The sequence below is a fragment of the Streptomyces sp. NPDC025806 genome (assembly GCF_055558275.1).
The window spans coordinates 178,126-202,294 of record NZ_JBVHMU010000008.1; the positions used below are offsets into that span (position 1 = coordinate 178,126).

General features: G+C 73.8%; 22 protein-coding genes. 11 read left to right on the plus strand and 11 right to left on the minus strand.

The window, feature by feature from the left end:
- Window positions 1-4: 4 nt before the first annotated feature.
- From ACZ4E1_RS20245 to ACZ4E1_RS20255, 3 genes are all read right to left on the minus strand, one after another.
- Window positions 5-952, minus strand: a complete 948-nt coding sequence (locus ACZ4E1_RS20245; RefSeq protein ID WP_467540977.1) for a carbohydrate ABC transporter permease — start codon at window positions 950-952, stop codon at window positions 5-7.
- 5 nt (window positions 953-957) lie between these two features.
- The gene (locus ACZ4E1_RS20250) at window positions 958-2,292 is read right to left on the minus strand and encodes an ABC transporter substrate-binding protein (RefSeq protein ID WP_467540979.1); all 1,335 of its coding nucleotides are present in this window, start codon (window positions 2,290-2,292) and stop codon (window positions 958-960) included.
- Window positions 2,293-2,362: 70 nt separating this feature from the next.
- Entirely contained in the window at window positions 2,363-3,532 is a 1,170-nt protein-coding gene (locus ACZ4E1_RS20255; RefSeq protein WP_467540981.1) for an ROK family transcriptional regulator, read from the minus strand.
- Window positions 3,533-3,707: 175 nt separating this feature from the next.
- Here ACZ4E1_RS20255 and ACZ4E1_RS20260 point away from each other — a divergent pair, with 175 nt between their 5' ends.
- Complete coding sequence (locus ACZ4E1_RS20260) at window positions 3,708-4,976, plus strand: hypothetical protein (protein ID WP_467540983.1); 1,269 nt, start codon at window positions 3,708-3,710, stop codon at window positions 4,974-4,976.
- On the plus strand, window positions 4,960-5,736 hold the full coding sequence (locus ACZ4E1_RS20265; RefSeq protein WP_467540985.1) for an alpha-ketoglutarate-dependent dioxygenase AlkB: 777 nt from the start codon (window positions 4,960-4,962) through the stop codon (window positions 5,734-5,736). The genes ACZ4E1_RS20260 and ACZ4E1_RS20265 overlap by 17 nt, the downstream gene beginning before the upstream one ends.
- A 26-nt stretch (window positions 5,737-5,762) precedes the next feature.
- On the opposite strand, the gene ACZ4E1_RS20270 is transcribed toward ACZ4E1_RS20265, so the two are convergent.
- Window positions 5,763-6,380, minus strand: a complete 618-nt coding sequence (locus ACZ4E1_RS20270) for an RraA family protein (protein ID WP_467540987.1) — start codon at window positions 6,378-6,380, stop codon at window positions 5,763-5,765.
- Window positions 6,381-6,531: 151 nt separating this feature from the next.
- Window positions 6,532-7,068 carry an HNH endonuclease gene (locus tag ACZ4E1_RS20275; protein WP_467540989.1) on the minus strand — a complete coding sequence of 179 codons (537 nt, stop codon included), beginning with the start codon at window positions 7,066-7,068 and terminating at the stop codon, window positions 6,532-6,534.
- Window positions 7,069-7,331: 263 nt separating this feature from the next.
- On the opposite strand from ACZ4E1_RS20275, the gene ACZ4E1_RS20280 reads away from it, so the two are divergent.
- Entirely contained in the window at window positions 7,332-8,408 is a 1,077-nt protein-coding gene (locus tag ACZ4E1_RS20280; RefSeq protein ID WP_467540991.1) for a mechanosensitive ion channel family protein, read from the plus strand.
- A gap of 69 nt (window positions 8,409-8,477) precedes the next feature.
- Here the strand turns inward: ACZ4E1_RS20280 and ACZ4E1_RS20285 are convergent, their stop codons facing one another.
- The 4 genes from ACZ4E1_RS20285 to ACZ4E1_RS20300 form a co-directional block, all read right to left on the minus strand.
- Window positions 8,478-9,848 (minus strand): FtsX-like permease family protein, encoded by a 1,371-nt coding sequence (locus ACZ4E1_RS20285; RefSeq protein WP_467540993.1) that lies wholly within the window; start codon window positions 9,846-9,848, stop codon window positions 8,478-8,480.
- Window positions 9,845-10,555, minus strand: a complete 711-nt coding sequence (locus ACZ4E1_RS20290) for an ABC transporter ATP-binding protein (protein WP_467540995.1) — start codon at window positions 10,553-10,555, stop codon at window positions 9,845-9,847. The genes ACZ4E1_RS20285 and ACZ4E1_RS20290 overlap by 4 nt, the downstream gene beginning before the upstream one ends.
- Window positions 10,552-11,094, minus strand: a complete 543-nt coding sequence (locus tag ACZ4E1_RS20295) for a PadR family transcriptional regulator (RefSeq protein ID WP_467540997.1) — start codon at window positions 11,092-11,094, stop codon at window positions 10,552-10,554. Before ACZ4E1_RS20295 ends, ACZ4E1_RS20290 begins: the two co-directional genes overlap by 4 nt.
- 105 nt (window positions 11,095-11,199) lie before the next feature.
- On the minus strand, window positions 11,200-14,181 hold the full coding sequence (locus tag ACZ4E1_RS20300; protein ID WP_467540999.1) for a beta-N-acetylglucosaminidase domain-containing protein: 2,982 nt from the start codon (window positions 14,179-14,181) through the stop codon (window positions 11,200-11,202).
- A gap of 342 nt (window positions 14,182-14,523) precedes the next feature.
- Between ACZ4E1_RS20300 and ACZ4E1_RS20305 the strand changes: the two genes are divergently transcribed.
- The 3 genes from ACZ4E1_RS20305 to ACZ4E1_RS20315 are packed head-to-tail and all read left to right on the plus strand — an operon-like array spanning window position 14,524 to window position 17,046.
- Entirely contained in the window at window positions 14,524-14,748 is a 225-nt protein-coding gene (locus ACZ4E1_RS20305; protein WP_188338910.1) for a hypothetical protein, read from the plus strand.
- Complete coding sequence (gene malQ, locus ACZ4E1_RS20310; protein ID WP_467541002.1) at window positions 14,745-16,760, plus strand: 4-alpha-glucanotransferase; 2,016 nt, start codon at window positions 14,745-14,747, stop codon at window positions 16,758-16,760. The genes ACZ4E1_RS20305 and malQ overlap by 4 nt, the downstream gene beginning before the upstream one ends.
- A 46-nt stretch (window positions 16,761-16,806) precedes the next feature.
- Window positions 16,807-17,046 (plus strand): hypothetical protein, encoded by a 240-nt coding sequence (locus ACZ4E1_RS20315; RefSeq protein WP_399125772.1) that lies wholly within the window; start codon window positions 16,807-16,809, stop codon window positions 17,044-17,046.
- Window positions 17,047-17,121: 75 nt separating this feature from the next.
- Here the strand turns inward: ACZ4E1_RS20315 and ACZ4E1_RS20320 are convergent, their stop codons facing one another.
- Window positions 17,122-17,730, minus strand: a complete 609-nt coding sequence (locus tag ACZ4E1_RS20320) for a TetR/AcrR family transcriptional regulator (RefSeq protein WP_467541004.1) — start codon at window positions 17,728-17,730, stop codon at window positions 17,122-17,124.
- Between the two features lie 128 nt (window positions 17,731-17,858).
- Between ACZ4E1_RS20320 and ACZ4E1_RS20325 the strand changes: the two genes are divergently transcribed.
- The 5 genes from ACZ4E1_RS20325 to ACZ4E1_RS20345 all read left to right on the plus strand — a co-directional run bounded on the left by ACZ4E1_RS20325 (window position 17,859) and on the right by ACZ4E1_RS20345 (window position 22,873).
- Complete coding sequence (locus ACZ4E1_RS20325) at window positions 17,859-19,322, plus strand: FAD-dependent monooxygenase (protein WP_467541006.1); 1,464 nt, start codon at window positions 17,859-17,861, stop codon at window positions 19,320-19,322.
- A 41-nt stretch (window positions 19,323-19,363) separates the two neighbouring features.
- Window positions 19,364-20,623 (plus strand): sensor histidine kinase, encoded by a 1,260-nt coding sequence (locus ACZ4E1_RS20330; protein ID WP_467541008.1) that lies wholly within the window; start codon window positions 19,364-19,366, stop codon window positions 20,621-20,623.
- On the plus strand, window positions 20,587-21,231 hold the full coding sequence (locus tag ACZ4E1_RS20335) for a response regulator (protein ID WP_467541010.1): 645 nt from the start codon (window positions 20,587-20,589) through the stop codon (window positions 21,229-21,231). Before ACZ4E1_RS20330 ends, ACZ4E1_RS20335 begins: the two co-directional genes overlap by 37 nt.
- Window positions 21,232-21,395: 164 nt before the next feature.
- Window positions 21,396-22,343 carry a DMT family transporter gene (locus ACZ4E1_RS20340; protein ID WP_467541012.1) on the plus strand — a complete coding sequence of 316 codons (948 nt, stop codon included), beginning with the start codon at window positions 21,396-21,398 and terminating at the stop codon, window positions 22,341-22,343.
- Complete coding sequence (locus ACZ4E1_RS20345) at window positions 22,340-22,873, plus strand: putative immunity protein (RefSeq protein ID WP_467541014.1); 534 nt, start codon at window positions 22,340-22,342, stop codon at window positions 22,871-22,873. The genes ACZ4E1_RS20340 and ACZ4E1_RS20345 overlap by 4 nt, the downstream gene beginning before the upstream one ends.
- On the opposite strand, the gene ACZ4E1_RS20350 is transcribed toward ACZ4E1_RS20345, so the two are convergent.
- The gene (locus ACZ4E1_RS20350; protein ID WP_467541016.1) at window positions 22,839-24,158 is read right to left on the minus strand and encodes an MFS transporter; all 1,320 of its coding nucleotides are present in this window, start codon (window positions 24,156-24,158) and stop codon (window positions 22,839-22,841) included. The genes ACZ4E1_RS20345 and ACZ4E1_RS20350 overlap by 35 nt on opposite strands.
- Between the last annotated feature and the right edge of the window lie 11 nt (window positions 24,159-24,169).

Genomic DNA, 24,169 nt, shown 5'->3' on the forward strand with positions numbered 1-24,169 from the left:
TCGGTCAGTCACCTGCCTGCAGGAGGCCGCTCTTGCGGCGCATCAGCAGCGCCGTGAACACCATGGAGAGGGCGAAGAGAACCAGCGCGACCACGCAGGCCGAGCCGTAGTCGAACCGCTGGAACCCGAGGTTGTAGACGAGTTGCGGCAGCGTCAGTGTCGACTTGTCCGGGTAGCCGGGCTCGAACTGGGTGCCCGCGCCCTGGATGACGCCGGAGGCGACCTTCCCGGCGACCAGCGGCTGTGTGTAGTACTGCATCGTCTGGATCACTCCGGTGACGACGGCGAACAGCACGATCGGCGAGATGTTCGGCAGGGTCACGAACCGGAACCGCTGCCAGGGCGACGCCCCGTCCAGCTCCGCCGCCTCGTACTGCTCCTTCGGGACGTCGAGCAGCGCGGCCATGAAGATGACCATCAGGTCGCCGACGCCCCACAGCGCGAGCATGGTCAGCGCCGGCTTGGACCAGGCCGGGTCGCTGAACCAGCCGGGCGCCGGGACGCCGATCGAGTCGAGCATCGAATTGACCGGCCCGGTCCCGGGGTTGAGCAGGAACGCGAACGCCATCGTCGCCGCGACCGGCGGGGCGAGGTAGGGCAGGTAGAAGAGCGTGCGGAAGACCCCGACGCCCGTCTTGATCTTCGTGATCAGCAGGCCGATGCCGAGCCCGAACAGCACCCGCAGGCTCACCATGACGACGACGAGCCACAGCGTGTTGCGCAGGGCGGGCCAGAACAGCGGGTAGTGCTGGAAGACGTAACTCCAGTTCTTCAGGCCGCTGAACGTCGGCGGCCTGAAGCCGTCGTAGTGCATGAAGGAGAAGTAGACGGTCGAGATCAGCGGGTACGCGAAGAAGACCGCGAAGCCGATCAGCCACGGGGACATGAAGGCGGCCGTGGTCAGCGCCGAGCGGCGCCGTTTCGCACGCAGCACGTGGGTGGAGGAGCTCATCTGTCCTACTTGGCCTGTGCGATGTCGGTGTCGATCTGGGCGGCCGTCTTCTTCAGGCCCGCCTTGAGGTCGGTGACCTTGCCGGACTCGTAGTCGTAGCCGAACTGCTGGATGGTCGCGAGGTAGGTGCCGCCGTTGACGGAGGCGGGCGTCGTCGTGGACCCGGGGTGCGCGGCGATGTCGAGGAACGTCTTGAAGCGCGGGTCGTACTTCAGCTTCGGCGACTTGAGCGCGGCCAGCGTGGACGGCACGTTGTGGATGTCGTTGGCGAAGGAGACCACCGCGTCCGTGTCCGTGGTCATGTACTTCAGCAGCTCCCAGGCGGCGTTCTGCTTCTTGCTGGTGGCCGCGACGCCCGCGATGGTGCCGGTGATGTAGCCCTTGCCGTACGAGTCCGCCTGGTCGTCGGGGACCGGCAGCGGCGCGACGCCTATCTCGAACTTCGGATCGGTGGCCTCGGCCATGCCCAGCCGCCACTCGCCGTCGAGCTGCATGGCGACCTGACCGGTGTGGAACGGGTGCTTGGGGCCCCACTCGTCACCCAGCTTGGAGCGGTACGTCTCCAGCTTCTTGAAGCCGCCGAGCGTGTCGACGAGCTTCTTCTGCAGCGTGAAGCCCTGCTCGAACGCGGGGTCCTCGGCCAGGTTCGACTTGCCGTTCTTGTCGAAGTACGTCGGTGAGAACTGGCCGAGGTAGTGCTCGGTCGTCGACTCCCAGCCGTGGTAGTTCGGCATGAAGCCGAGCTGCTTGTAGCTGTCGCCGTCGTCGATCGTCAGCTTCTTGGCGTCCTCGGTGAACTCGGTCCAGGTCTTCGGCGGGTTCTCGATGCCGGCCTTCTTGAAGGCGTCCTTGTTGTAGTAGAGGCCGTAAGCGTCGCCGAGGAGCGGCACGGCGCAGTGGTTCCCGTCGAACTGGGTGTACTCGTTCATCGCCTTCGGGAACGTCTTCGCCGGGTCGATGTCCGACTTCTCGAAGAACGGGTTCAGGTCGACGAGCGCGCCGGACGAGCAGAACTTGCCGACGTTGTTCGTCGTGAACGACGAGATGACGTCGGGGGCCTTGTCGCCGCCGGCGCGCAGCGCCTGGTTCATCTTGTCGTCGGTCATCCCGCCGACGACGTTGACGTGGATGTTCGGGTGCGCCTTCTCGAACCCGGAGACCAGCGACTTCACGGCCTTCAGCTCGGACGGCTCGGACCACGCGTGCCAGAAGTTGATCGTCGTCTCCTTGGACACGTCGTCGTCCGCGCCGGACGAGGAGGCGCCCGTACAGGCGGTGGCGAACAGGGCGAGGGACGCGGTCGCGGCGAGCGCGGCGACTGTGGGGCGGCGAGCGGGCATGACGGAGTCTCCCTGGGGGGGGCGGCAGGACGGGGTCGGGGTGGGACGGGACCGAAGGCGAAAGGGGGGCTCAGGTGGTGCGCGTGGTGTCGAAGACGGTGTCGCGGGCCTGGGTGAGGGCGGAGCGCAGCGCGCCGGTGAGGATGGGGTCGCCGTCCAGTTCGCTGACGCGGAGCAGGGGGCGGGGGAGGGCGAGTCCGGTGAGCTCCTCCTCGACCAGGGCGCGCAGGGCGTCGCCGCCCGCGCGGGCCACCTGGCCGGACAGCACGACGAGTTCGGGGTCGACGACGGCGACGATCGCGGCGAGGCCGGTGGCGAGGCGCCGGGCGACCTCGTCGAGCACGCCGTCGACGGCGAACGCGGCGCTCAGGTCCTCGACCCCGCCCGCCAGGCGCCGCACGGCGGGGGAGGCGACCAGGCTCTGGAAGCCGCCGCCCGCGTCCTCGCGCGCGTAGGCGCCGGTGCCGCCGCGGGCGAGCGGGGCGCCGGGCAGCGGCATGTAGCCGATCTCGCCGGCGCCGCCGGTGGCCCCGCGCAGGAGGGTGCCGCCGAGCACGATGGCGGCGCCGACGCCCTCGTCGACGTAGGCGAGCACGAAGTCGTCGTGGTCCTGGGCGGCGCCCTCGTACTGCTCGGCGACGGCGGCGAGGTTCACGTCGTTCTCGATGGAGACGGGCGTGCCGAGGACCTCGGCGAGTTCGGCGTGCAGGGTGCGGGAGTGCCAGCCGGGCAGGTGCGGGGCGTAGCGGAGTTCGCCGGTGCGGGGGTCGATGGCGCCCGGGGTGCCGATGACGGTGGCGGTGAGGCCGTCGTGCCCCAGCCCGGCCTGTTCGAGCGCGCCGTCGACGGCGTCGGCGACGAGGCGGGCGGTGCGGTGCGGGACGTCGTCGGCGAGGGCGTGCGCCTCGACCCGGCAGCGGCCGCGCTCGGTGCCGGTGATGTCGGCGACGACGGCGGTGAGGCCGGCCGGGTCGGCGGACAGCGCGGCGACGTGCGTGACGCCGGGATCGATCTCGTACAGCGTCGCGTTCGGCCCGGGCCGGCCGGTCTGGCTGCCGGTGGTCCGGACGAGCCGGGCCGCTTCGAGCCGCCCGAGGATCTGCGAGGTCGTCGGCTTGGACAGACCGGTCAGCTCGCCGATGCGGGTGCGGGTGAGGGGGCCGTGGGCGATGAGCAGGTCGAGCGCGGCGCGGTCGTTCATGACGCGCAGTACGCTCGGCGTCCCGGGGGTCCCGGCCATGTCCTGCCTCCTCGGCGCACTGTTAGGAAAGTTTCCTATTGGATGCGGGCAAGGTATGGCGCGGGTGAAGGGGGCGTCAATAGGGGGCGAGCCCGGGGCAACCAAGTCGTTACCCGGGAAGGGGCGGCGAAACGCGTTGCCCGGGGTTCGGCGCCCGTGCGAGCATCCAGGTCTGATGGACACAACTGAGCGGACAGAAGCCCGAATTGAAGCCCGGACCGAGGCCCGCATCGAGGCTCGCATCGAGGACGGGGCCAACCTCCTGGTCGCTCCCGCGGACCTGCACGGCCACGACGCGTTCAGGGACTTCTTCGGTGCCGTGATCACACCGGAGGAGCTCGCGTCGGACGCGCCCGACGTCGCCGGGAGGACCGTGTACCTGAGCGGCGACCTCGCCGCGATCAGCGCCTCCCGCCTGCGCGCGGCCGACCGGGTGTTCGTCGTCGGCGAGCTGTCGCGGGGCGCGGCCGGGGACGCGGACCCCTCCTGGACCGTCGTCGACGGGGGCCGGGTCCCCGTACGCGTGCACGGCGTCGGCGTCTACTACCGCCGCTACTTCGCGCTCGACGCCGACCACTTCGCCCGGATCCGCGCGGAGCACACGTTCCAGTCCCTCACCGAGTCGAACAAGGCGGGCAGCGCCCACCGCAGCGGGATCTACCTGACGCCCGTCACCCGCGACGGCGACGCCCTGCGCTTCCGCCTGCTCCGGTGCTCCACGAACCTGTCGGGGCCGACCGAGGGCTTCGGCCCGGCCGACACCGAGATCGTCGAGGCGCTCAACCGCGAGGCCGCGGACGTCTTCCGGGACCACGCGCCGCTGAACCACGTCCTCGCGCAGACCTACCACAACACCGCGGCGACGCCCGAGCGCAAGCAGTCCAAGGCCAGGATCTCGTCCCACGCCGACAAGACCAAGGACATGCCGGTCAACGGCGTCATGGCCTTCTGCACCTTCTACGAGGGGCTCGACAGGCTGGGGCCCATGGCCGAGGACCCCTTCGACCACGGGGTGAAGCGCGCCAGCGGACTGACCCGCCTCCACTTCCGCCTCAAGGACCCGGCCGCCGAGCGTGACGAGGCCGCGCTCCCGGACCGGTTCACGCTGACCCTCTATCCCGGCTCCGTCTTCTTCATGCCGCTGTCCACCAACCGCCTGTACACGCACGAGATCCGGCCGTCGACGCTGGACGCCGACCGGCTCCCGACCCGGCTCGGATACGTCGTGCGCTGTTCGGCCACGGAGGCCGTGCACCGGGACGGCCGGACGTACCTCCGGAACGCGGCCGGTGACCTGGTGGAGCTGGAGCAGCCCACCGAGGCGGGCATGGAGGAGCTGCGCCGGCGGTACGCGGCGGAGAACAGGACCACGGCGTTCGTCGAGTACGGCGACGCGTTCCTCTTCAGCATGAACGCGGGGGACTACCTTGCCCCGCGGGTCTGACCTCACGGACGCCGTCCGCTCGTACGCCCTGCCGGCCGAGGAGAACCCCTTCGCGGAGCTGTTCTCCTCGGTCGGCTGGGAAGCCGTGGGCAAGGGCCGGCTCGGCGCCGTCCTGACGCGGCCCGACGAGACGGACGGGATCCCGCTCGTGCGCACCACCACGCGCTACGACCGCCCGGCGCAGCGTTTCCGGGCGGTCCACGAACGGCTCGCGCGGCGCATCCGGGAGACCGCCGGGCTCCCGACCCCCCTCGACAACGCCCTCATCGAGAGCTACACGAACGCCTACTCCACGATGGGCGCGCACTCCGACCAGGCCCTCGACCTGGCCGAGGGGTCCTTCATCGCAGTCTTCTCCTGCTACGAGCATCCGGAGGCGGGCCCGCCGAGAAAGCTGATCGTCGAGCCGAAGGAACCGGCGGAGTCCGAGGCGGCGTACGAGATCCCCCTCGCCCACAACACCGTCCTCGTGTTCTCCGTCGAGACGAACCGCCGCCTGCGGCACCGCATCGTCCTCGACGCGCCCGACCGGTCCGTGGAGAACCGCTGGCTGGGCGTGACCTACCGGACCTCGAAGACCCGCGTCCGCTTCCGCGACGGCCACCCGCACCTCCCGCGGGGCGAGCGCCTCACCCGGGCCGACGAAGAGCAGCGCCGGGAGTTCTACGCGCTGCGCCGCCGCGAGAACAGGGAGACGGACTTCGTGTACCCGGAGCTGACGTACACGATCAGCGAGAGCGACCTGCTGCCGCCTGTCTGACCCCGGGGGCCGTCCCGCCGGACCGGTCAGCCCGTGAATCCGCCCGCGGCGAGGAGCTTGTCGATGCGGGCGCGGTGGTCGGCCTCCCACTCGTCCAGCGACTGGTCCGCCTCCTTCGCCAGCTTCGCGCGGGCGGCGGCCAGGATCTCGGCCGCGCGTTCGCCCGGTACGGCGACGACGCCGTCCTCGTCCGCGACCACGGTGTCGCCCGCCGCGATCGTCACGCCCCCGCAGCGCACCGGCTCGTTCAGCGGGGTCACGGCCTGCTTCGTGCCCGGGATCGGCACGACACCGCGCGCGTACACCGGGAAGCCCGCCTCGCGGATCTCGGCGATGTCACGGATCACGCCGTCCAGGACGAACCCGGCGACGCCGCGGCGCCGGGCGACCGCGCACACGTTGCCGCCCGCCAGCGCGTACTCCAGGTCGCCGGACTCGACGACGATCACCGAGCCGGGGGCCGCGCGGTGGATCGAGGCGTGCAGCATCAGGTTGTCGCCGGGCGGGCAGCGCACGGTGAACGCGGGGCCGGCCAGGCGCGGGCCCGGACCCCACAGCGCCCTGATGCCGAGGTCCAGCACCCGGACACGGCCGAGCAGGTCGGCCAGCGTGGTCGTGGGGGTCTCGGCGAAGGCGAGGGTCATCGCGGCGCTCCAAGCGAGGGACGGGACGGCAAGGGGGCAGGACGGGAGGGACCGTACCGGGGCGGCGAAGGGCCGCGCACCCGCGGGTGCGCGGCCCTTCGAGGCCTCCGGTGTCCAAGGCCCCCGAGAACGCAGAAGCCCGGATCGATGGTCAGGCGGAGATGCCTTCGATCCGGGCCAGGGCCTCGTCCGCGCCGAACGGCTGCAGGTACGGCAGCCAGCGCGGGTCCCTATGCCCGGTCCCGATGATGCGCCAGGCCAGACCGGTGGGCGGGGCCGGCTTGTGGCGCAGGCGCCAGCCGATCTCCACCAGGTGCCGGTCCGCTTTCGTGTGATTGCAGCGTCGGCACGACGCCACCACGTTGTCCCAGGCGTGCTGTCCCCCGCGGCTGCGCGGGATCACGTGGTCGACGCTGGTTGCGACGCCACCGCAGTACATGCAGCGGCCGCCGTCACGGGCGAACAGCGCCCGCCTCGTCAGAGGAACGGGCCCCCGGTAAGGGACCCGGACGAACCGCTTGAGCCGGACCACGCTGGGTGCGGGGACGGTACGTGTCGCGCTGTGCATGAAGGCGCCGGACTCCTCGAGGCACGTGGCCTTGTTCTCGAGGACGAGTACGAGCGCGCGGCGGAGCGGTACGACGCCGAGAGGCTCGTACGACGCGTTGAGGACCAGGACATGCGGCACGGAATGCCTCCTTGTACGCCGGCGGCGCGTGGCTCGCGCCGGGACGATCTCGTAGTCAGTCTCCCCTCATGCCTGGTCATGGCGCCACCATGTCCGCGTAACGGGCTGGGAGTGTTTTCGACCACATGTCGACCGCATCTCGTTCATCCCCAGGTGAGCACGGTCTCTCCCTCGAACATGACAACGATCCACACACGATGCCCCGTTAGTGTGGTGGGTCTGCCCGCTCCTGTTCCCCGAGCCGCGTCCCCCGAGGCGGGCAGATGGCACGCCTGGAGGTACCCGCCGTGATCTTGTCCGTTCTGTCGGCCGCGGACGCCGACACCCAGCCCACGCTCAAGGACGCCCAGGAGCAGGCGGGACAGGCCGCCAGCTGGGTCGAGCAGAACTGGTCCACGTGGCTGGGCATCGGACTGCGCATCCTGCTGATCGTCGTGATCGCCGCCGTCCTGCGCGTCGCGATACGGCGGGCCATCACCAAGCTGATCGACCGGATGAACCGCACGGCGCAGGCCGTGGACGGCACCGCGCTCGGCGGCCTGCTGGTCAACGTGGAGCGCCGGCGGCAGCGCTCGCAGGCCATCGGCAGCGTGCTGCGCTCCGTCGCCTCGTTCGTCATCCTCGGCACCGCGGCCCTGATGATCCTCGGCACCTTCCAGATCAATCTGGCCCCGCTGCTGGCCTCGGCCGGTGTCGCCGGTGTCGCGATCGGTTTCGGCGCGCGCAACCTGGTCACCGACTTCCTCTCCGGCGTCTTCATGATCCTGGAGGACCAGTACGGCGTCGGTGACACGGTCGACGCGGGCGTCGCCTCCGGCGAGGTCATCGAGGTCGGCCTGCGCGTCACGAAGCTGCGCGGCGCCGACGGCGAGATCTGGTACGTGCGCAACGGCGAGGTCAAGCGGATCGGCAACCTCTCCCAGGGCTGGGCGACGGCCGGTGTCGACGTCACCGTCCGCTCCGACGAGGACCTCGACAAGGTGCGCGCCGTGCTGACCGAGGTCGGCGAGGACATGAGCAAGGCCGAGCCGTGGAACGAGATGCTGTGGGGCCCGGTCGAGGTCCTCGGGCTGGACAGCGTGCTGCTCGACTCGATGGTCGTCCGGGTCAGCGCCAAGACGATGCCGGGCAAGGCCCTGTCCGTCGAGCGTGAGCTGCGCTGGCGCGTGAAGCGGGCCTTCGACGCGGCCGGCATCCGCATCGTCGGCCGCGTCCCCGAGCAGGCGGAGGCGCCGGAGGGCGACCCGTCGGCCGGCATGTCGGCCCCGTCCGCGTACGCGTCGACCACCTCGCCGCAGTCCCTGGCCACCGCGCCGATACAGCCGAACCTGGCGAAGTAGACCCACCCCCGTACGACGTGAAGGGGCGCCCGGAGATCTCTCTCCGGGCGCCCCTCGCGCGTGTCCGGCTCAGGCGACCCGCAGCTGCTCCGGGCTCAGCGAGCGGGTCAGCAGCGGCAGCGCCGTCGCCGCCGCGACCAGGCAGACCGCGAACACGGCCACCGGCACCAGGAGGGGGAGCCCCCAGGGCACGGGCATGTGCAGCAGGAACGCGTACGCCCCGTGGATCGCCGTGCCGCCGACCGTGGCCAGGACGAGGCCCGGCGCCAGCGGCAGCGCCGTCTCCAGGAGCAGCGCCCGGGTCAGCACCCGGCGCGGCACCCCGGCCGCGGCCTGCGCGGCGAGCGCCCGGCGCCGCGTGGACAGGGACTCGGCGGTGCCCACGGCGAGCCCGGCCAGGCTGATCAGCAGGGCGACGCCGACGGCCGCGGCGGTCAGCCACAGGCCGAACGTGTAGTAGCCGATGTCCGTGCCGAGGGTGCCCGCGGCCTGCGAGCGGTGCAGCCCCTCGACGAAGATCTCCGCGACCCCGGCGAAGCCCACCCCGACCACCGTGACCAGCACCAGCGTGGCGTGGCTGCGCGAGGCCGCCCAGGGGTCCTCCTGGAGCCGGTGCGCGGCCAGCAGTACATCGGGCCGCTCCGTACGGGCCCCGAGCCGCCGCCCGACGATCCGCGCCGAGGCCCCGGCGGTCCAGATCGCGGCGGCGCCGGTGAGCACCACGGTCCCGATCACGAACAGCGGCAGCGAGGTCGTCGAGCCCTGCCGGCCGCCGAGCAGGACGAGCGCCGCCGCGGCCAGCACCACCAGCGCCGGCAGCGCGAAGCCGAGCACCGGGCCGGGGCCGCGCCCGGGCCGCTGCCGCCGCACCGTGCCGAGCGGCGAGGCCACGACCTTGCGCAGGGCGAACGCGCTCACCAGCACTCCGAGCACGGGCATGACGACGACCATGGCGGCGGCCGCGATCAGTGCCGTGTCGCCGTTCCAGGCGTAGAACGCGGCCGCGGGATCCATCAGGACGACCCCGATCGTGAACCCGGCTGCGGTGATCAGCGCGCCCGCCAGGCAGGCGCCGCCCGTCTCCAGGGCCGCTACCCGGCGTACCTGGCGCGGCCCCGCGCCCGCGAGCCGCAGCGCGGCCAGGCGCCGGTCGCGGTGCACCGCGCCGATCCGGGCGCACTGCCCGAGGAAGCCGAGCACCGGCACGAGGAGCAGCAGCAGGGCGGCGGCCACCCCGTTCCGGGTGCCGGGCTGGTCGAGCAGGCCGTGGCCGAACGGGAACACCTGGCCGCCCCGGGTCCCGGCCAGGGCGAGCGCCGCCCCGCCGAACCCGCTCGCGGCGGTGGCCCCGAGCACGGTCAGCGCCGCCCGGCGCCGCTCCAGGCGGTCCGCGCCGCGCGTGAGCAGCCGGGCGAGCCGCAGATCGGAGAGGAGGCTCACAGGGCCGCCTCCGCCCCGGCCGCCGGGATCCCCGCCGCACCGGAGGCGTCCTGGACCTCCCCGTCGTGCAGGCGCACCTCCCGGTCCGCGTAGGCGGCCACCTGGGCCTCGTGCGTCACCAGGACCACCGCCGTGTGCGTCTCGCGGGCCAGGTGGACCAGCGAGGTCAGGACCTGCTCGGTGGCGAGGGAGTCGAGCGCGCCCGTCGGCTCGTCCGCGAAGATCACCTTCGGTTCGGTGACCGAGGCGCGGGCCAGCGCGACCCGCTGCTGCTGGCCGCCGCTCATCTCGCCGGGCCGCAGCTCCCGCTGCCCGCGCACCCCGTACCGCTCCAGCCAGGCGTCCGCCTCGGCCCGCGCCGCCGCGCGCGGGCGGCCCGCGAGCAGCAGCGGCAGCGCCACGTTGTCCAGCGCGGTCAGCTCCGGGACGAGCTGGCCGAACTGCAGGACGATGCCGAACTCGGTGCGGCGCAGCGCGCTCAGCTGCTCCGCGTTGAGCCCGTCGAGCCGCCGCTCCCCGTACGTCACCGTGCCCGCGTCGGGGCGGACCAGGCCGGACAGGCAGTGCAGCAGCGTCGACTTCCCGCTGCCACTGGCACCGGTGACGGCGAGGATCTCCCCGGCCGCGACCGTGACGGCGGCGCCGCGCAGCGCGGGCGTTCTCCCGTACGTCTTGGTCAGGCCTTCGGCTGCCAGGAGTGTGCTCATGCTGAGGTGACCTCCGCGGTCAGTGTGGTGAGCCGGGCCGCGGTGGTGGTCATCCAGCGCAGGTCGGCGTCGAGGTGGACGAGGGCGTAGTCGGCGGACAGGACGGTCGTCAGATCGGCGCCCGGGGCGGTCTTCACGGCGGTGAGCTCACGCATCCGGGCCATGTGTGCCTCTCGCTGCTCGCGCAGCTGGGCGGCCGGGTCGGCGCCCCGGCCCGCGAGCAGGATGGCGACGACGACCTTGGCGAAGATCTCGTTGGCGACGTGCGGGGCGGGCGGGGTGATCTCCCCGGCCCAGCCGAGCAGCTCACGCGTCCCCTCCTCGGTCGCGCGGTACAGGGTGCGCTCGGGGCCGCCGTCGGAGTCGGTGCCCTCGACCTCCACGAGCCCGTCGCGGACCAGCCGCTGGAGCGTCGTGTAGACCTGCGCGTACGCGAGCGGACGCGCCTGAGGGAACCGCTCGTCGTGGCGTCGCTTCAGCTCGTAGCCGTGGCGCGGCTCGGCGACGAGCAGGCCGAGCAGGACGTGGCGGGTACTCATGAGGATCAGTATGTACGCGGTATAGGTACTGAGTACATAGTCGAGCGCGACGCGGCCCGAAGTGGGAATGATGATTCCGGTTACCGGGCGAGCGCGGGAGCCTGGCTAGTGGCCCGGGGCCACCGCGTACGCCTCCACGGACCACAGCGAGATCCCGTACTTCGTCGCCCGCTTGTCGCCGACGACCCGCACGAACCGCGTGTCCTTCGCGTCCATCCGCACCGACTCACGCCCCCCGCGCCCGTCCCGCACGGTCGCCGCCGTGCGCCAGGTGCGGCCGTCCCCGGACGTCTGCACGCGGTACGCCGCCGGGTACGCGTCCTGCCAGCGCAGCACCACCTGGCCCAGCCGGACCGGCTCGGCCAGCTCCACCTGCCACCACGCGCCGTCCTCGGCGGGCGAGGACCAGCGGGTGCCGGCGTCGCCGTCGTTGGCGCCCGAGGCCGGGAAGTCGGCCGTCTCCTCCGCCGACGCGGACGCCTTGCCGGCGCGCGCCAGATCGGGGCCGGCCGTGCGCGGGAAGGCGCGGACCGCGACCGTGCGGGTCTCGTCGCCGAACGTCAGCGGGATCTCGTAGACCCCGGCCGGGGTGCCCGCCGGGACCGACACCTCCACCGGCACGTCGAGCCGGGCGCCGCGCGGCAGTTCGGACCGCTTCGGCGTGCGCACCTCGATGCCGTGCGGGGCCTTCGCCGTCACCGCGCCGCGCACCCCGCCGGGCCGCTGCGACGTGAGCCGCGCCGTCACCCGCTGGGCGCCGCCGCCGATCTCCGCGTCCGCCTCCGTACGGGCCAGCGAGAACGACGCCGCCGGGGCGTCCGCGTACCAGGGCACGATGCGCTCGACCCGGCCCGCGTCCTCGTCCGCACCCGTCACCCGGATCCCGTCGGCGAGCGTCTTGCGCGCGTCCAGCTCGGTGAAGCCGTCGTCCGCGACCGCGCCGAGCCGCTTCCAGCCCTCGCCCGGCACATGGATCTCCACCGTGCCGCCGGTACCGGGCTCGCCGAGCACCGTCACCGTGGACAGGGCGCGCCGGCGCGGCAGTTCGGCCCGCGTCCCGTGCGCCGCGTCCGCCCGGTCCGTGCCCGCCCACGCCTCGAACGCCCGCTGCGCCCGGTCCAGGAACGGATCGAGCACCCCCTTGCCGACCGTCACCCGGCTCCGCCGCAGCTCCGCGCGCAGCCCCGCGAGCCGCTTCGAGGCCCGCCACGCCGCCGCGCCGTCCCCGCGCTCCGTCGCGTCCAGCATGTCGACCGCGGTCTCGCCCGCCGCGCCGTACCGGCCGAGCTTGTCGCTCCACGGCCGCACCTCGGCGTCCAGGGCGGTCGCGTCGAGCGTCCGAGGGGTGCGCCGCATCACCGTGAACGCGCCGTGCAGCTCCTTGGCCGCCCGCGCGCTGCGCTTCGTGTCCGACGTCGTACGGGCCCGCCAGAACTCCGCGAGCAGCGGCTTCAGGTACGCCGACTCGTCCGCGCCGAGGACCGACGACGCGTCGTTGCCCGCCAGCGCGCTCAGCGCCGCCTCCGTGCCCGGGTCGCCGCCCGCGAGATCGTCGATCGCCGCCTTCCAGGACTCCTGGGGGCGGTAGTCGCGCGGGTTCCACGCGTAGTCCGCGGTCGTGAACAGCGGGATCCGGGACGCCGCCGGCTGCTCCATCGCCGTCGCGAGGACCGCCGCCGAACCCGACGCCACCGCGGGCTCCCGGCCGGTGTACGGGCCGAGGAAGATGCGGTCCTGCGCGTAGTCGTTGACCGGGTAGTTGTCCATCGTCAGCAGCTGGTGCGCGCCGCCCGAGGAGCTGAACGCCCGCCGGGTGCGGTCCAGTTCGCTGCCCGTGATGGTGCGCGGCACCACGCCGACACCCGTCCAGGCGACCTCCACGCCGTCCGCCAGGTCCGCGGCGAGCGCCGTGCGGTACGCGGTCGCGCCGTCCTGGAAGTATTCGGTCGGCATCAGCGAGAGCGCCGTGCCGGGGTGCCGGTCCGCCAGGTGCCGGGCCACCGCGTTCGCGACCTCCGCCTGCGCCCGCGCCGCCGCCTTCGGCCCGGAACCGAACCGCTTCGCGTCCGCCGAACAGTGCCACTCGCTGTACGACACGTCCTGGAACTGGAGCTGGAACGCCCGCACCCCGAGCGCCCACATGGCGTCCAGCTTGCGCGTGAGGGCCTTGACGTCGGCGTCCGACGACATGCACATCGCCTGGCCCGGCGCGACGGCCCAGCCCAGCGTCACGTGATTGGCGCGGGCCCGCTCCGCGAGCCGGCGGAAGGCGGCGCGCTGCTCCGCCGGGTACGTCTCGCGCCAGCGCGCCTGGCGGTACAGGTCGTCGCCCGGCGCGTACAGATAGCGGTTCTGCTTGGTGCGGCCCATGAAGTCGAGCTGCGCCAGACGCTGCTCGGTCGTCCACGGGGTGCCGTAGAAGCCCTCGGTGAGCCCGCGCACGGCCGTGCCCGGCCAGTCCCGCACGACGACCCCGGCGACCTCGCGCCCGTCGACCAGCTGCCGGAAGGTCTGCGCGGCGTGGAACAGGCCGTCGGCCCCCACGCCCTCCATCGCGATCACCGGCCGGCCCTCGGCGCGTCCGGCCGCGAGCCGGTAGCCGCCCGCGGGCAGGTCGCCGCGGGCCGTCGCGCCGAGCGCGCGCAGCGTCGCCTCCAGCGAACCCGTGCGGGGGTCGCGGGCGGCGGGCACCCGCGTGCGGTCGCGCGGCTCGGCCGCGCCCGCGTGCACGACGAGCCCGGCACCGTCCGGCACGTCCGACGCCGAGGGAACCTGCCGCACGTCCCGGGCCCCGGCGCCGCGCAGCGTCTTCACGAGGAGGTCGACCGCGTACGGGTCCGAGCCGGGCGGCACCACGAGCGTCACGCTGTCGGGGATCCGGACCGGGTCGGCCTCGCCGTCCGTCCGCCGGATCGACTGCGGGCGCGGCCACACCGCCGGAAGGCCCGCGTCCGACTCCGTCTCCGGCTTGCCCGCGGAGGTGTGCGGGGACGGGGGAGCGGCCACCGCCGTGCCCGTCGCGCCGAGCGTCCCCGCGATGACGGCGACCGCGACGGCGGCCGCCCTCCTCCTGCGCCGGAGCTGCACGGCTGACTCCCTCGTGGGTCGGCGGACGCCGGTCGGTGGACGACCGGCGGTGACGGTCGGTGGGACAGGAGCGTCCCAGGGTGACTACCGAGCCCACCACTGTCCGGGCCGGAGTGTCAACGTCCGTGGCCGTTGTGCCGCAATTGCCCTGTCGGGCGAGGTGGGACGGCCGCAGGACTTCCGGTTGCGCGGGGTCTGTGGCCACGATCCTTTCGTCGTGGACAATGTGACCAGCGACACGTCGGACCCCCGGAAAGGTCTGCGATCGCGAGCGCTGGGTAGGGCTCGGGACTCACGGAGGTCCAGGACGGACCCACGACGATGACGATGAAGGAGGCCCCCGTGGCCGCATCGGCACACCTTCTGCTCTCGGCCCTGTCCAAACAGGCGCACCCCTCGATGCCCGACACGATGCCCGGCGCCGACACCACCACCTGCTCCTCCGAGGCGCCGCTCACCAGCGAGCCGCCCTTCGCGGACTACGCCCCGCTGACCTCCGAGCCACCGCTGGCCGACCTGGCCCCGCTCACCTCCGAGCCGACCCCCAGCGGCCTGGCCGCGGGGTGAACCTGACCCGCCTCGCCGACCGTCACGGCGTGGCCACCTCCTACGCCCCCGCCCCGGGCCGCACGATCCGCACGCCCGACGCGACGGTGGCGGCGGCGCTGGCCGCCCTCGACGTGGACGCCTCGGCCCCGCCCCCGACCGCCCCGGAGCCGGAGTCCCTGCTCCCGCCGACGGTCGTGTGGTGGCTCGACGGCACGCCCCCGCCCTGGCAGCACCGGCTCCCCGAGGGTTCGAGCTGGTCCCTGACGCCGGAGGCGGGCGAGGCGGGAGGTGCCGTAGGTACAGGAGATGCGGGAGGCTCCGGGGAGCCGCCGCCCGGGGTGCACACGCTCCACGTCCGCGCCCCCGACGGTCGCACCGCCGACGTCCACCTGATCGCCGCCCCGCCCCGCGCCCCGCTGCCGCCCCGCCGGGCCCACGGGCTCCTCGTGCAGCTCTACTCGCTGCTCTCCGCACGCTCCTGGGGCATGGGGGACCTCGGCGACCTGGCCGACCTCGCGGCCTGGGCGGGGCGCACCCACGGCGTCGGGTTCCTCCAGGTCAACCCGCTGCACGCGGGCGGCCCCGGCGACCCCTCCCCGTACAGCCCGAGCTCCCGCCGCTTCCCGGACCCCGTGCACCTGCGCGTCGAGGAGATCCCCGAATACGCGTACGCGGGGGAGCGCGCCGGTGACCGGAAGGAGGCGGCGCGGCTGCGGCACGCCGTGCTCGCCGACGGGGAGCCGATCGACCGGGACGCCGTGTGGGAGCTGAAGAAGCGGGTCCTCGAAGAGCTGCACGGCGTGCCGCTCCCGCCGGGCCGCCGCGCCGCCTACTGCGACTACCTCTCCGAACAGGGCACCGCCCTGGAGGACCACGCCACCTACCTCGCCCTCGCGGAGCGCCACGGCCCCGACCGCCGCACCTGGCCCGCCGCGCTCCAGGACCCCCGCTCGCCCGAGACGGCCGAGGCCCGCCGCGCCCTGCTCGACCGCGTCGACTTCCACAGCCGCCTCGCCTGGCTCACCGACACCCAGCTCGCCGCCGCCCAGCGCGCCGCCCGCGAGGCCGGCATGAGCGTCGGCCTCGTCCACGACCTGGCCGTCGGCGTGCACCCGGGCGGCTCCGACGCCTGGGCGCAGTCCGACGTGTTCGCCCGCGGCATGAGCGTCGGCGCACCCCCGGACGCGTTCAACGCGGCCGGTCAGGACTGGGGCCTGCCCCCGTGGCGCCCCGACCGCCTCGCCGCCACCGGCTACGCCCCCTTCCGGGCCCTGCTGCGCGCCCTGATGCGGCACGCGGGCGCCCTGCGCATCGACCACGTCATGGGCCTGTTCCGGCTCTGGTGGATCCCCGAGGGCAGGCCCCCGACCGAGGGCACGTACGTGCGCTACGACGCCGAGGCCATGCTCGCCGTGCTGGTCCTGGAGGCGACGCGCGCGGGCACGTACGTCATCGGCGAGGACCTCGGCACCGTGGAGCCGGGCGTGCGCGAGACGCTGCGCGAGCGCGGGGTGCTCGGTACGAACGTGCTCTGGTTCGAGCGGGACTGGGAGGGCGACGGGCGGCCCGTGCCGCCGGAGGACTGGCGCGCCGACTGCGTGGCCACCGCCACCACCCACGACCTGCCGTCCACCGCGGCCCGCCTGTCCGGCGACGACGTGCGGCTGCGCGAGCGACTCGGCCTCGCCGGGGAGAGCCCCGCGCGGGCCGCGGCCGAGACGGCCGAGTGGCTCGCCCTGTTCGCCCGGCTCGGACTGCTGCCCGGCGGCGCGGAGTCGGGGGAGGAGGAGGCGGTGCGGGCCGTGCACCGTTTCCTGGCCCGCACCCCGGCCCGGCTCGTCGGCATCTGGCTCCCCGACCTGGTCGGCGACCGGCGCCCGCAGAACGTCCCCGGGACCTGGGACCAGTACCCGAACTGGCGCCTGCCGGTGGCCGGCCCGGACGGCGCCCCCGTCACCCTGGAGGCCCTGACCGCCTCGCCCCGGGCCCACGCCCTGCTCGCCGAGTTCCACCCGCACGGCCACTTATAGGCCCCCCGGACGCGCGACCCGTTCGCGCGTTCGCTACGTTGGCACCGTGGACAAGAAGAACGCCCTGCGCGCCGGCGCCCTGGCCTCCGGTACGACGCTGATGATGCTGCTCATGTCGTCTCCCGCGCTCGCGCTGACGCGCGACGACGGTGACGACCCGGGTCAGGGACTGAGCGTGATCGAGACGCTCGGCCTCTACGTGGCCGCCCCGATCGTGCTGTTCCTGGTCATCGCCGGTCTGGTGATCATCGGCGACAAGTCCCGCAAGCAGCAGAAGCAGGGCTGACCCGCAGAGTTTCCCCGCTGAGGGCGCCCGCCGCGACAGCGTCGCGACGGGCGCCCTCAGCGCGTTCCCGGGGTTTCAGGGCCGCTCCGCGGTGAGGTAGCGCTGCACCGTCGGGCCGAGCCAGTCCACGATCTGCTCGGGCTCCAGCGCCACGCTCCCCGGGAACCTCAGCACGTACCGGGTCAACGCGAGGCCGAGCACCTGTGACGCGCACAGCGCGGCCCGCACCGGCGCCTGCGCCGGGTCCGGACAGGTGCCCAGGACCACCGGCACCAACTGCTCCCGCAGCACCCCCTGCATCCGCTCGGCGGCCGCCGCGTCCGTGGCGCCCGCCCGCAGCAGCGCGGTGAGGACCTCGTTCTCCTCCCACAGCGACAGGAAGTGGCGCACCAGGGTCCGGCCGAGCTCGTCGCGCGGGATCGACGCCGGGTCCGGCAGGCTCAGCTCGATCGTGACCGCCGCCGCGAACAGCCCCTCCTTGTTGCCGAAGTAGCGCATCACCATCGACGGATCGATGCGCGCGTCCCGCGCGATGGCGCGGATCGTCGCCTTCTCGTACCCGTCCGCCGCGAACCGCTCCCGCGCCGCCGCCAGGATCGCGGCGCGCGTGGCGTCCGACCGCCGGGCCGCCGGTTCCTTCCCGGCCTGCTCGGACTCCTGGCTCACCTGCTGATGCGCGCTCATGCCAACAAACGTAGGCCAACACCCGTTGACACGTCCAGTGTCCGGCTCTACGTTTGCCTACAAGCGTTGACCCACAAGCGTTGGCCAACAACCGTTGGCCCGCTCTCTGAAGTCCGCAGGAGGCCACCATGAACGGCACCGCGCACGACAGCTCCCGCTCCGTCATCGTCGTCGGCTCCGGCCCCACCGGGCTGCTGCTCGCCGGCGACCTGGCCGCCGCCGGCGTCCCCGTCACCCTCGTGGAGAAGCGCCCCCACAAGATCAGCAACCTCTCCCGCGCCTTCGTCGTCCACGCCCGCACCCTGGAGCAGCTCGACGCCCGCGGCGTCGCCGACGACATCGAGGCCAAGGGCCGCCCGCTCGACCGGCTGCGCCTGTTCGGCAGCCTCTCCATCGAACTGACCGGCCTGCCCACCCGCTTCGACCACCTCCTCGTCATCCCGCAGTACGAGGTCGAGCAGGTCCTGGAGCGCCGCGCTGTCGACGCCGGCGTCACCTTCTCCTACGAGACCGAGGTGACGGGCCTGGCCCAGGACGCCGACGGGGTCACCCTCAGGGTCCGCCGGGCCGACGGCAGCACCGACCTGCTGCGCGCCGCGTACGTGGTCGGCGCCGACGGCATGCGCAGCTCCGTGCGCGAGGCCGTCGGCCTGCCCTTCCCCGGCAAGTCCGTCATCCGCTCCGTCGTCCTCGCCGACGTACGGCTCGCCGAGGAGCCGGAGAACCTGCTGACCGTCAGCGCCGTCGGCGACGCCTTCGCCTTCATCGCCCCCTTCGGCGACGGCTACTACCGCGTCATCGGCTGGAACCGCTCGCGCAACGTGCCCGACTCCGAGCCCCTCGACCTCGACGAGATCAAGGAGATCGCCCGGCTCGCCCTCGGACGCGACTACGGCATGCACGACGCCCGCTGGATGTCCCGCTTCCACAGCGACGAACGCCAGGCGCCCGCCTACCGCCTGGGCCGCGTCCTGCTCGCCGGCGACGCCGCGCACGTGCACACCCCGGCCGGCGGCCAGGGCATGAACACCGGCCTCCAGGACGCCGCGAACCTCGGCTGGAAGCTCGCCGCCGTCGTCGAGGGCCGGGCCGGCGACGCCCTCCTCGACACCTACCAGACCGAGCGGCACGCCGTCGGCAAGGCCGTGCTGCGCAGCAGCGGCGGCATCGTGCGCATGGCGATGGCCAAGCACCCCTGGACGCTCGCCGCCCGCGCCGCCCTCACCGGCTTCCTCGGCCGGGTCCGCCCCGCCCGCGACAAGGTCATCGGCCAGATCACCGGCCTCGGCTTCCGCTACCCGGCCCCCAAGGGCGCCCACCGCCTCACCGGCACCCGCGTCCCCGACGTCCTCCTCGGCGACGGCGTCCGCCTCTACGAAGCCTTGCGCGCGGGCGAGTTCGTGCTGATCCTGCCCCGAGGGGCCGCGTACGAGAGCGCCCGCGTCAAGGTCGCGCACTGGGCGAGCGAGCGGCGCACCGCGCTCCTGGTGCGGCCCGACGGATACGTGGCGTGGGCCGGCGAGCTCGCGGAGAACAGGGGAGTTAACTCCACCGATTTCCCCGCGGAGTTCGCCACATACTCGTTGCGGTGACGGCAGCGCGCCGTCCCGACGAGCCAGGGGAGCTGGGGGACATGAAGCGGATCAGGGCGTTGCGGCGCGCACACCACCTGTGGTGGCTGTCCGTGGTGGCCATGCACTGGACGACGATGGTGGGCCTCGCCGTGTGGACCCCGGTGCCCGGCCTGCTGCCGTGGGCGGCCCGCGGCATGCGCCGCCTCGTCGACCGGGAGCGGACGCTCGCCGAGCGCTGGTCCGGGATCACGGTCGGCGCCGCGCCCGCCCCGAGCACGGGGGAGCGCGAGCGGCACGGCGTCGTGGCCCGCTACCGCTGGCTCATCGAGGACCCGCAGCGCCTGCGGGAATGGCGCTGGGTCGCCCTGTACTCCTTCGTCGCCGGGCTGGTCGTCGCGGTCCCTGTCGGGCTCGTCGGCTACGGCCTGTGGGGCGTCTTCCTCGCCTGCTTCGGCTGGTACCTGTCGACGGACGCCGGCTGGGACGGCCTCTGGTACACCGCGATCCATGTCACGGACGTCCCGACCGGCCTCATGGCGGGCCTGCTCGGTCTGGCCCTCGCCGCGGCCGGACTGCGGCTCGCCCCGTCCCTCGTCGACCGCCACGCCCGCTTCGTGCGCTCCGCGCTCGCCCCCAGCGAGCAGGAGGTGATGGCCGCGCGGATCGCCCACCTCGCCGCGACCCGCTCCGACGCCGTCGACACCTCCGCCGCCGAACTGCGGCGCATCGAGCGCGATCTGCACGACGGGGCGCAGGCCCGGCTCGTCGCGATGGGCATGACCCTCGACGCGGCCGAACACCGTCTGGACAAGGACCCCGAGGCGGTCCGCGCCCTGCTCGCCGAGGCCCGCGCCTCCTCCTCGGCCGCCCTCCAGGAGCTGCGCGACCTCGTCCGCGGCATCCACCCGCCGGTCCTCGCCGACCGCGGACTCGCCGATGCCGTACGGTCCCTGGCCCTGCTCAGCCCGCTCGACGCCGAGGTCACCGTCGACCTGCCGGCCCGCCCCGAGCCGCCCGTCGAGTCCGCGGTCTACTTCGCGATCGCCGAGACGGTCACCAACGCGGCCAAGCACGCGGAGGCCGAGCGGCTCTGGATCGACCTCGCCCACGACCCCGAGCGCGGCGCCCTGCGCGTCAGCGTCACCGACGACGGGCACGGCGGCGCCGACCCGGCCCGCGGCAGCGGCCTCGCCGGCATCGAGCGCCGGCTCGCCCCCTTCGACGGGGTCCTCGCCGTCCACAGTCCGGCCGGCGGCCCGACGCAGATCTCGATGGAGGTGCCGTGCGCGTTGTCGTCGCCGAAGACCACTTCCTGCTGAGGGACGGTCTCGTCCGGCTCCTCGGCGCCTTCGGCCATGAGGTCGTCGCGGCCGTGGACAACGGGACCGCGCTCCTGGAGGCCCTCCTCGCCGAGCGCCCCGACGTCGCGATCGTCGACGTACGCCTGCCGCCGGACTTCGCCGACGAGGGCCTGCGCGCGGCCCTCGCCGCCCGCCGCGAGGTCCCCGCGCTCCCCGTCCTGCTGCTCTCGCAGTACGTGGAGCCGCTGTACGCGCGGGAGTTGCTCGCCGACGGGGCGGGCGCGGTCGGCTACGTCCTCAAGGACCGGGTCACCGACGGGGCGGAGTTCCTGCGGACCATCGAGCAGGTCGCGGCGGGCGGCACGGTGATGGACCCCGAGGTCGTCTCCAAGCTCCTGGGCCGCAAGATCCGCGACCAGCGCCTCGGCTCCCTGACCGCCCGCGAGCGCGAGGTCCTCGGCCTCCTGGCGCAGGGCCGCTCGAACGCGGGAGTCGCCGAGTCGCTGGTCGTCACCGAGAAGGCGGTCGCCAAGCACATCGGCAACATCTTCACGAAGCTGGGCCTGTACCCGGGGGAGAGCGACAACCGCCGTGTCCTGGCGGTCCTGGCCTATCTGGAGGCCTGACGCCTCAGGTCGGCAGTTCAGCTCTACTGTTCAGCTCTACTGTTCAGGATGGCTGAAAGATCCCTACGGAAACATTCGCTGGACGTGACAGGTGTGCGCTGCGACGGTGGAACGCGAGAACGGGAATCCACCCGCCGCCCTCTCCAGAACGGATGCCGCCCCACTTGTCACTCCTGGACCGCCCCCGCGCCGCCGTCCCCGCCGCACGCCCCGCCAAGGCCGCCACCCGCACCCTCGGTGCGGGCCTGGCCCTCGCCCTCCTCGCCACGGTCGTCTGGTCCGGCAGCTTCGTCACCGCCCGCGCCCTGCACGACAGCGTGCCCCCGGTCCAGCACGCGTTCTGGCGCTGGATCATCGCGACAGCGGCCGTCGCCCCCTTCGGTGCCCGCGCGGTCTGGCGTCAACGGGCCCTGATCCGCCGCCACTTGGGCTTCGTCACCCTGGCGGCCCTCCTCGGCGTCACCGTCTACAACACACTCGTCAACCAGGCGGGCCTGACCACCTCCGCCGGCAACATGGGCATGATCATGGCCGCGTCCCCGGTCCTGATGGCGCTGTACGAACGGCTCGGCGGCGCCCGCCTCGGCGCCCGCCGCGTCACCGGAACTCTCCTCGCCTGCGCCGGAGTCGTCCTCCTGGTCAGCAAGGGCTCGCTCTCCCCGGACCTCGCCCCGGGCGACCTGTGGGTCGTGGCCGCGGCGCTCGCCTTCGGCTCCTACAGCGCCCTGCTGCGCCGCCGCCCCGCCGAACTCGGCGGCGTCACCTTCCTGTTCGCCACCTTCGCCCTCGGCACCCTGATGCTCCTCCCCGCCTACCTGACGAGCCTCGCCCTCCAGGGCGGCTTCACGCCGAGCACCGCCACGATCGCGCCCCTCTTCTACGTGGGCGTCGTCTCCTCGGCGCTCGCCTTCTTCGCCTGGAACAAGGCGATCGCCCACATCGGCCCGGCCCGCGCCGGAGCCGTCTACTACCTCCAGCCGGTGTGCGTGGCGCTGCTCTCGTACGCGCTGCTCGGCGAGTCGATGACCTGGGCCCGGCTCGGCTGCATGGCCCTGATCCTGACCGGCGTCGTCCTGGCCTCCCTGACCCGGGTGCCAGAATCGGCCGGATGACGGACGCGAGCGGTGACTTCGAGCTGACCGTGGAGGAGCTGCGGGCCGTGGCCCGGTACGCCACCGAGGCGGCGCGGCAGGTGCTGCCCGTGTTCGAGCGCGCCGTGCCCGGGGACACCCGGCCGCGGGCCGCGCTCGACGCGGCACAGGAGTTCGTGGGCGGCGCGGCGCGGGGCCGGCTCCAGCGGGTTGCCTCGATGGACGCGCACCGCGCCGCGAAGGACGCCGGCACCGAGGCCGCGCGGCTGGCGGCGCAGGCCGCCGGGGACGCCGCGTCCGCCGCCTACCTGCACCCGATCGCCAAGGCGCACCAGGTGGGGCACATCCTGCGGGCGGCGGCCAACGCGGCGCGGATCGCGGAGATCGAGGCCGGCGAGGACCCCGCGGCCGGGGCCGCCGCGCTCGAAGCCGCCCGGGCGCGCGCCACACCCGTACTGATCGACGTGCTGCGCCGCTATCCCCGCGCACCCGAGGGGCGCGGCCGTCCGGCGCGGCTCATGTCCGCGCTGGACGCGTCGCTGCGGGACTGACTGGCTCCGGGCCCGGCGCGTTCGAGCGCATCGAGTCCAGGCGTCGGGCGCACAGCCTCCGTTGGGCCACGCAGACGGCCGCCGTCGCCGCGCCCAGGGCCAGCCAGCCCGCGGGGCCCGCCGCCATCACCCCGGACGTCAGGACCGGCGGCCCGACCGAGCGCTCCACGGACGGGGAGACACCGGCGGCGCCCAGATACGCGGCGCGGTCGTCGGCCGGGGCGAGCGACACCGCCAGTTCCCACGAGCTGACCGAGCGCATCAGCTCGGCCAGGGTGATCAGCACGGTGGAGCCGAGCAGGGCGAGGGAGGCGGACCAGGCGCCGCCCGCGCCGGACACCGCGAGGAGCCCGCACCCCAGCACCGTCAGCAGGCCGTAGCGGGACAGTGCGCGCAGGGCGCCGTACGGACCCTCGAAGCGCGCCGTCACGCGGAGCTGGAGGAGGACGACCATCGCCGTGTTGATCACCAGGAACGCCGGGATCAGGAGATGCGGCGCGTCCGTGCGGTGGACCAGCCACAGCGGCAGACCGACCCCGAGGATCGCGTCGTCCACGTTCAGCGGGATGTCGAGGAGCACGAAGGTGAGATAGCCGCGGTCGCGCCACGGACCGGCGGAGGGCCGGGCGCTGCGGCCCGCCGGGGCCGGTTCGGGGCGGCGTGGCGGGCGCGGCGCGGTCCGGGCTGTGAGGGCCGCCGCCGCGAGGAACGACAGCGCGTTCGCGAGAATCAGCACGCGGTACGCGGTGTCCGTGCCGACCGCGAGCCCGATCGCCGCGACCCCCGCCCCGAGCCCGTACGCCGCGTTGGCCACGCTCCGCGACAGCGCCTGGTACGTGGCGCGCCGGTCCCCGGTGGCCTCCGCGGCGAAGACCATCTCCAGCGTCTTCGCGGCCCGGTCCCCGACGCAGATCAGCGCCACCGTGGGCAGCAGCGCCCAGAATCCGTCCAGGACGAGCAGCGCGCACACTGCCGCGAGCCGCAACAGATGGCACCAGATCAGCAGCGTCCGCACCGGGACGTGCCCGGCGAGCCGGCCCGCGAGCGGGGAGCCCGCGACGCCCGCGACCCCGGCGGCGCCGAGCAGCAGCCCGAGCCGTCCGCCGTCGAGCCCGCTGACGAACGTGAAGTACAGGACGGAGGACGCCGCCCACACGCCCGTGCCCGCCCGGTCCAGGAACTGCCCCAGCAGCATCGTCCGCGCGTCCCGGCCCCCCGGAGGCCGCCGCACCTGCGCGAGCAGCCCCGCGCCCCGCCCGTTCTTGATCTCTCGCCCACTCCCCATGGCGAAGAGTC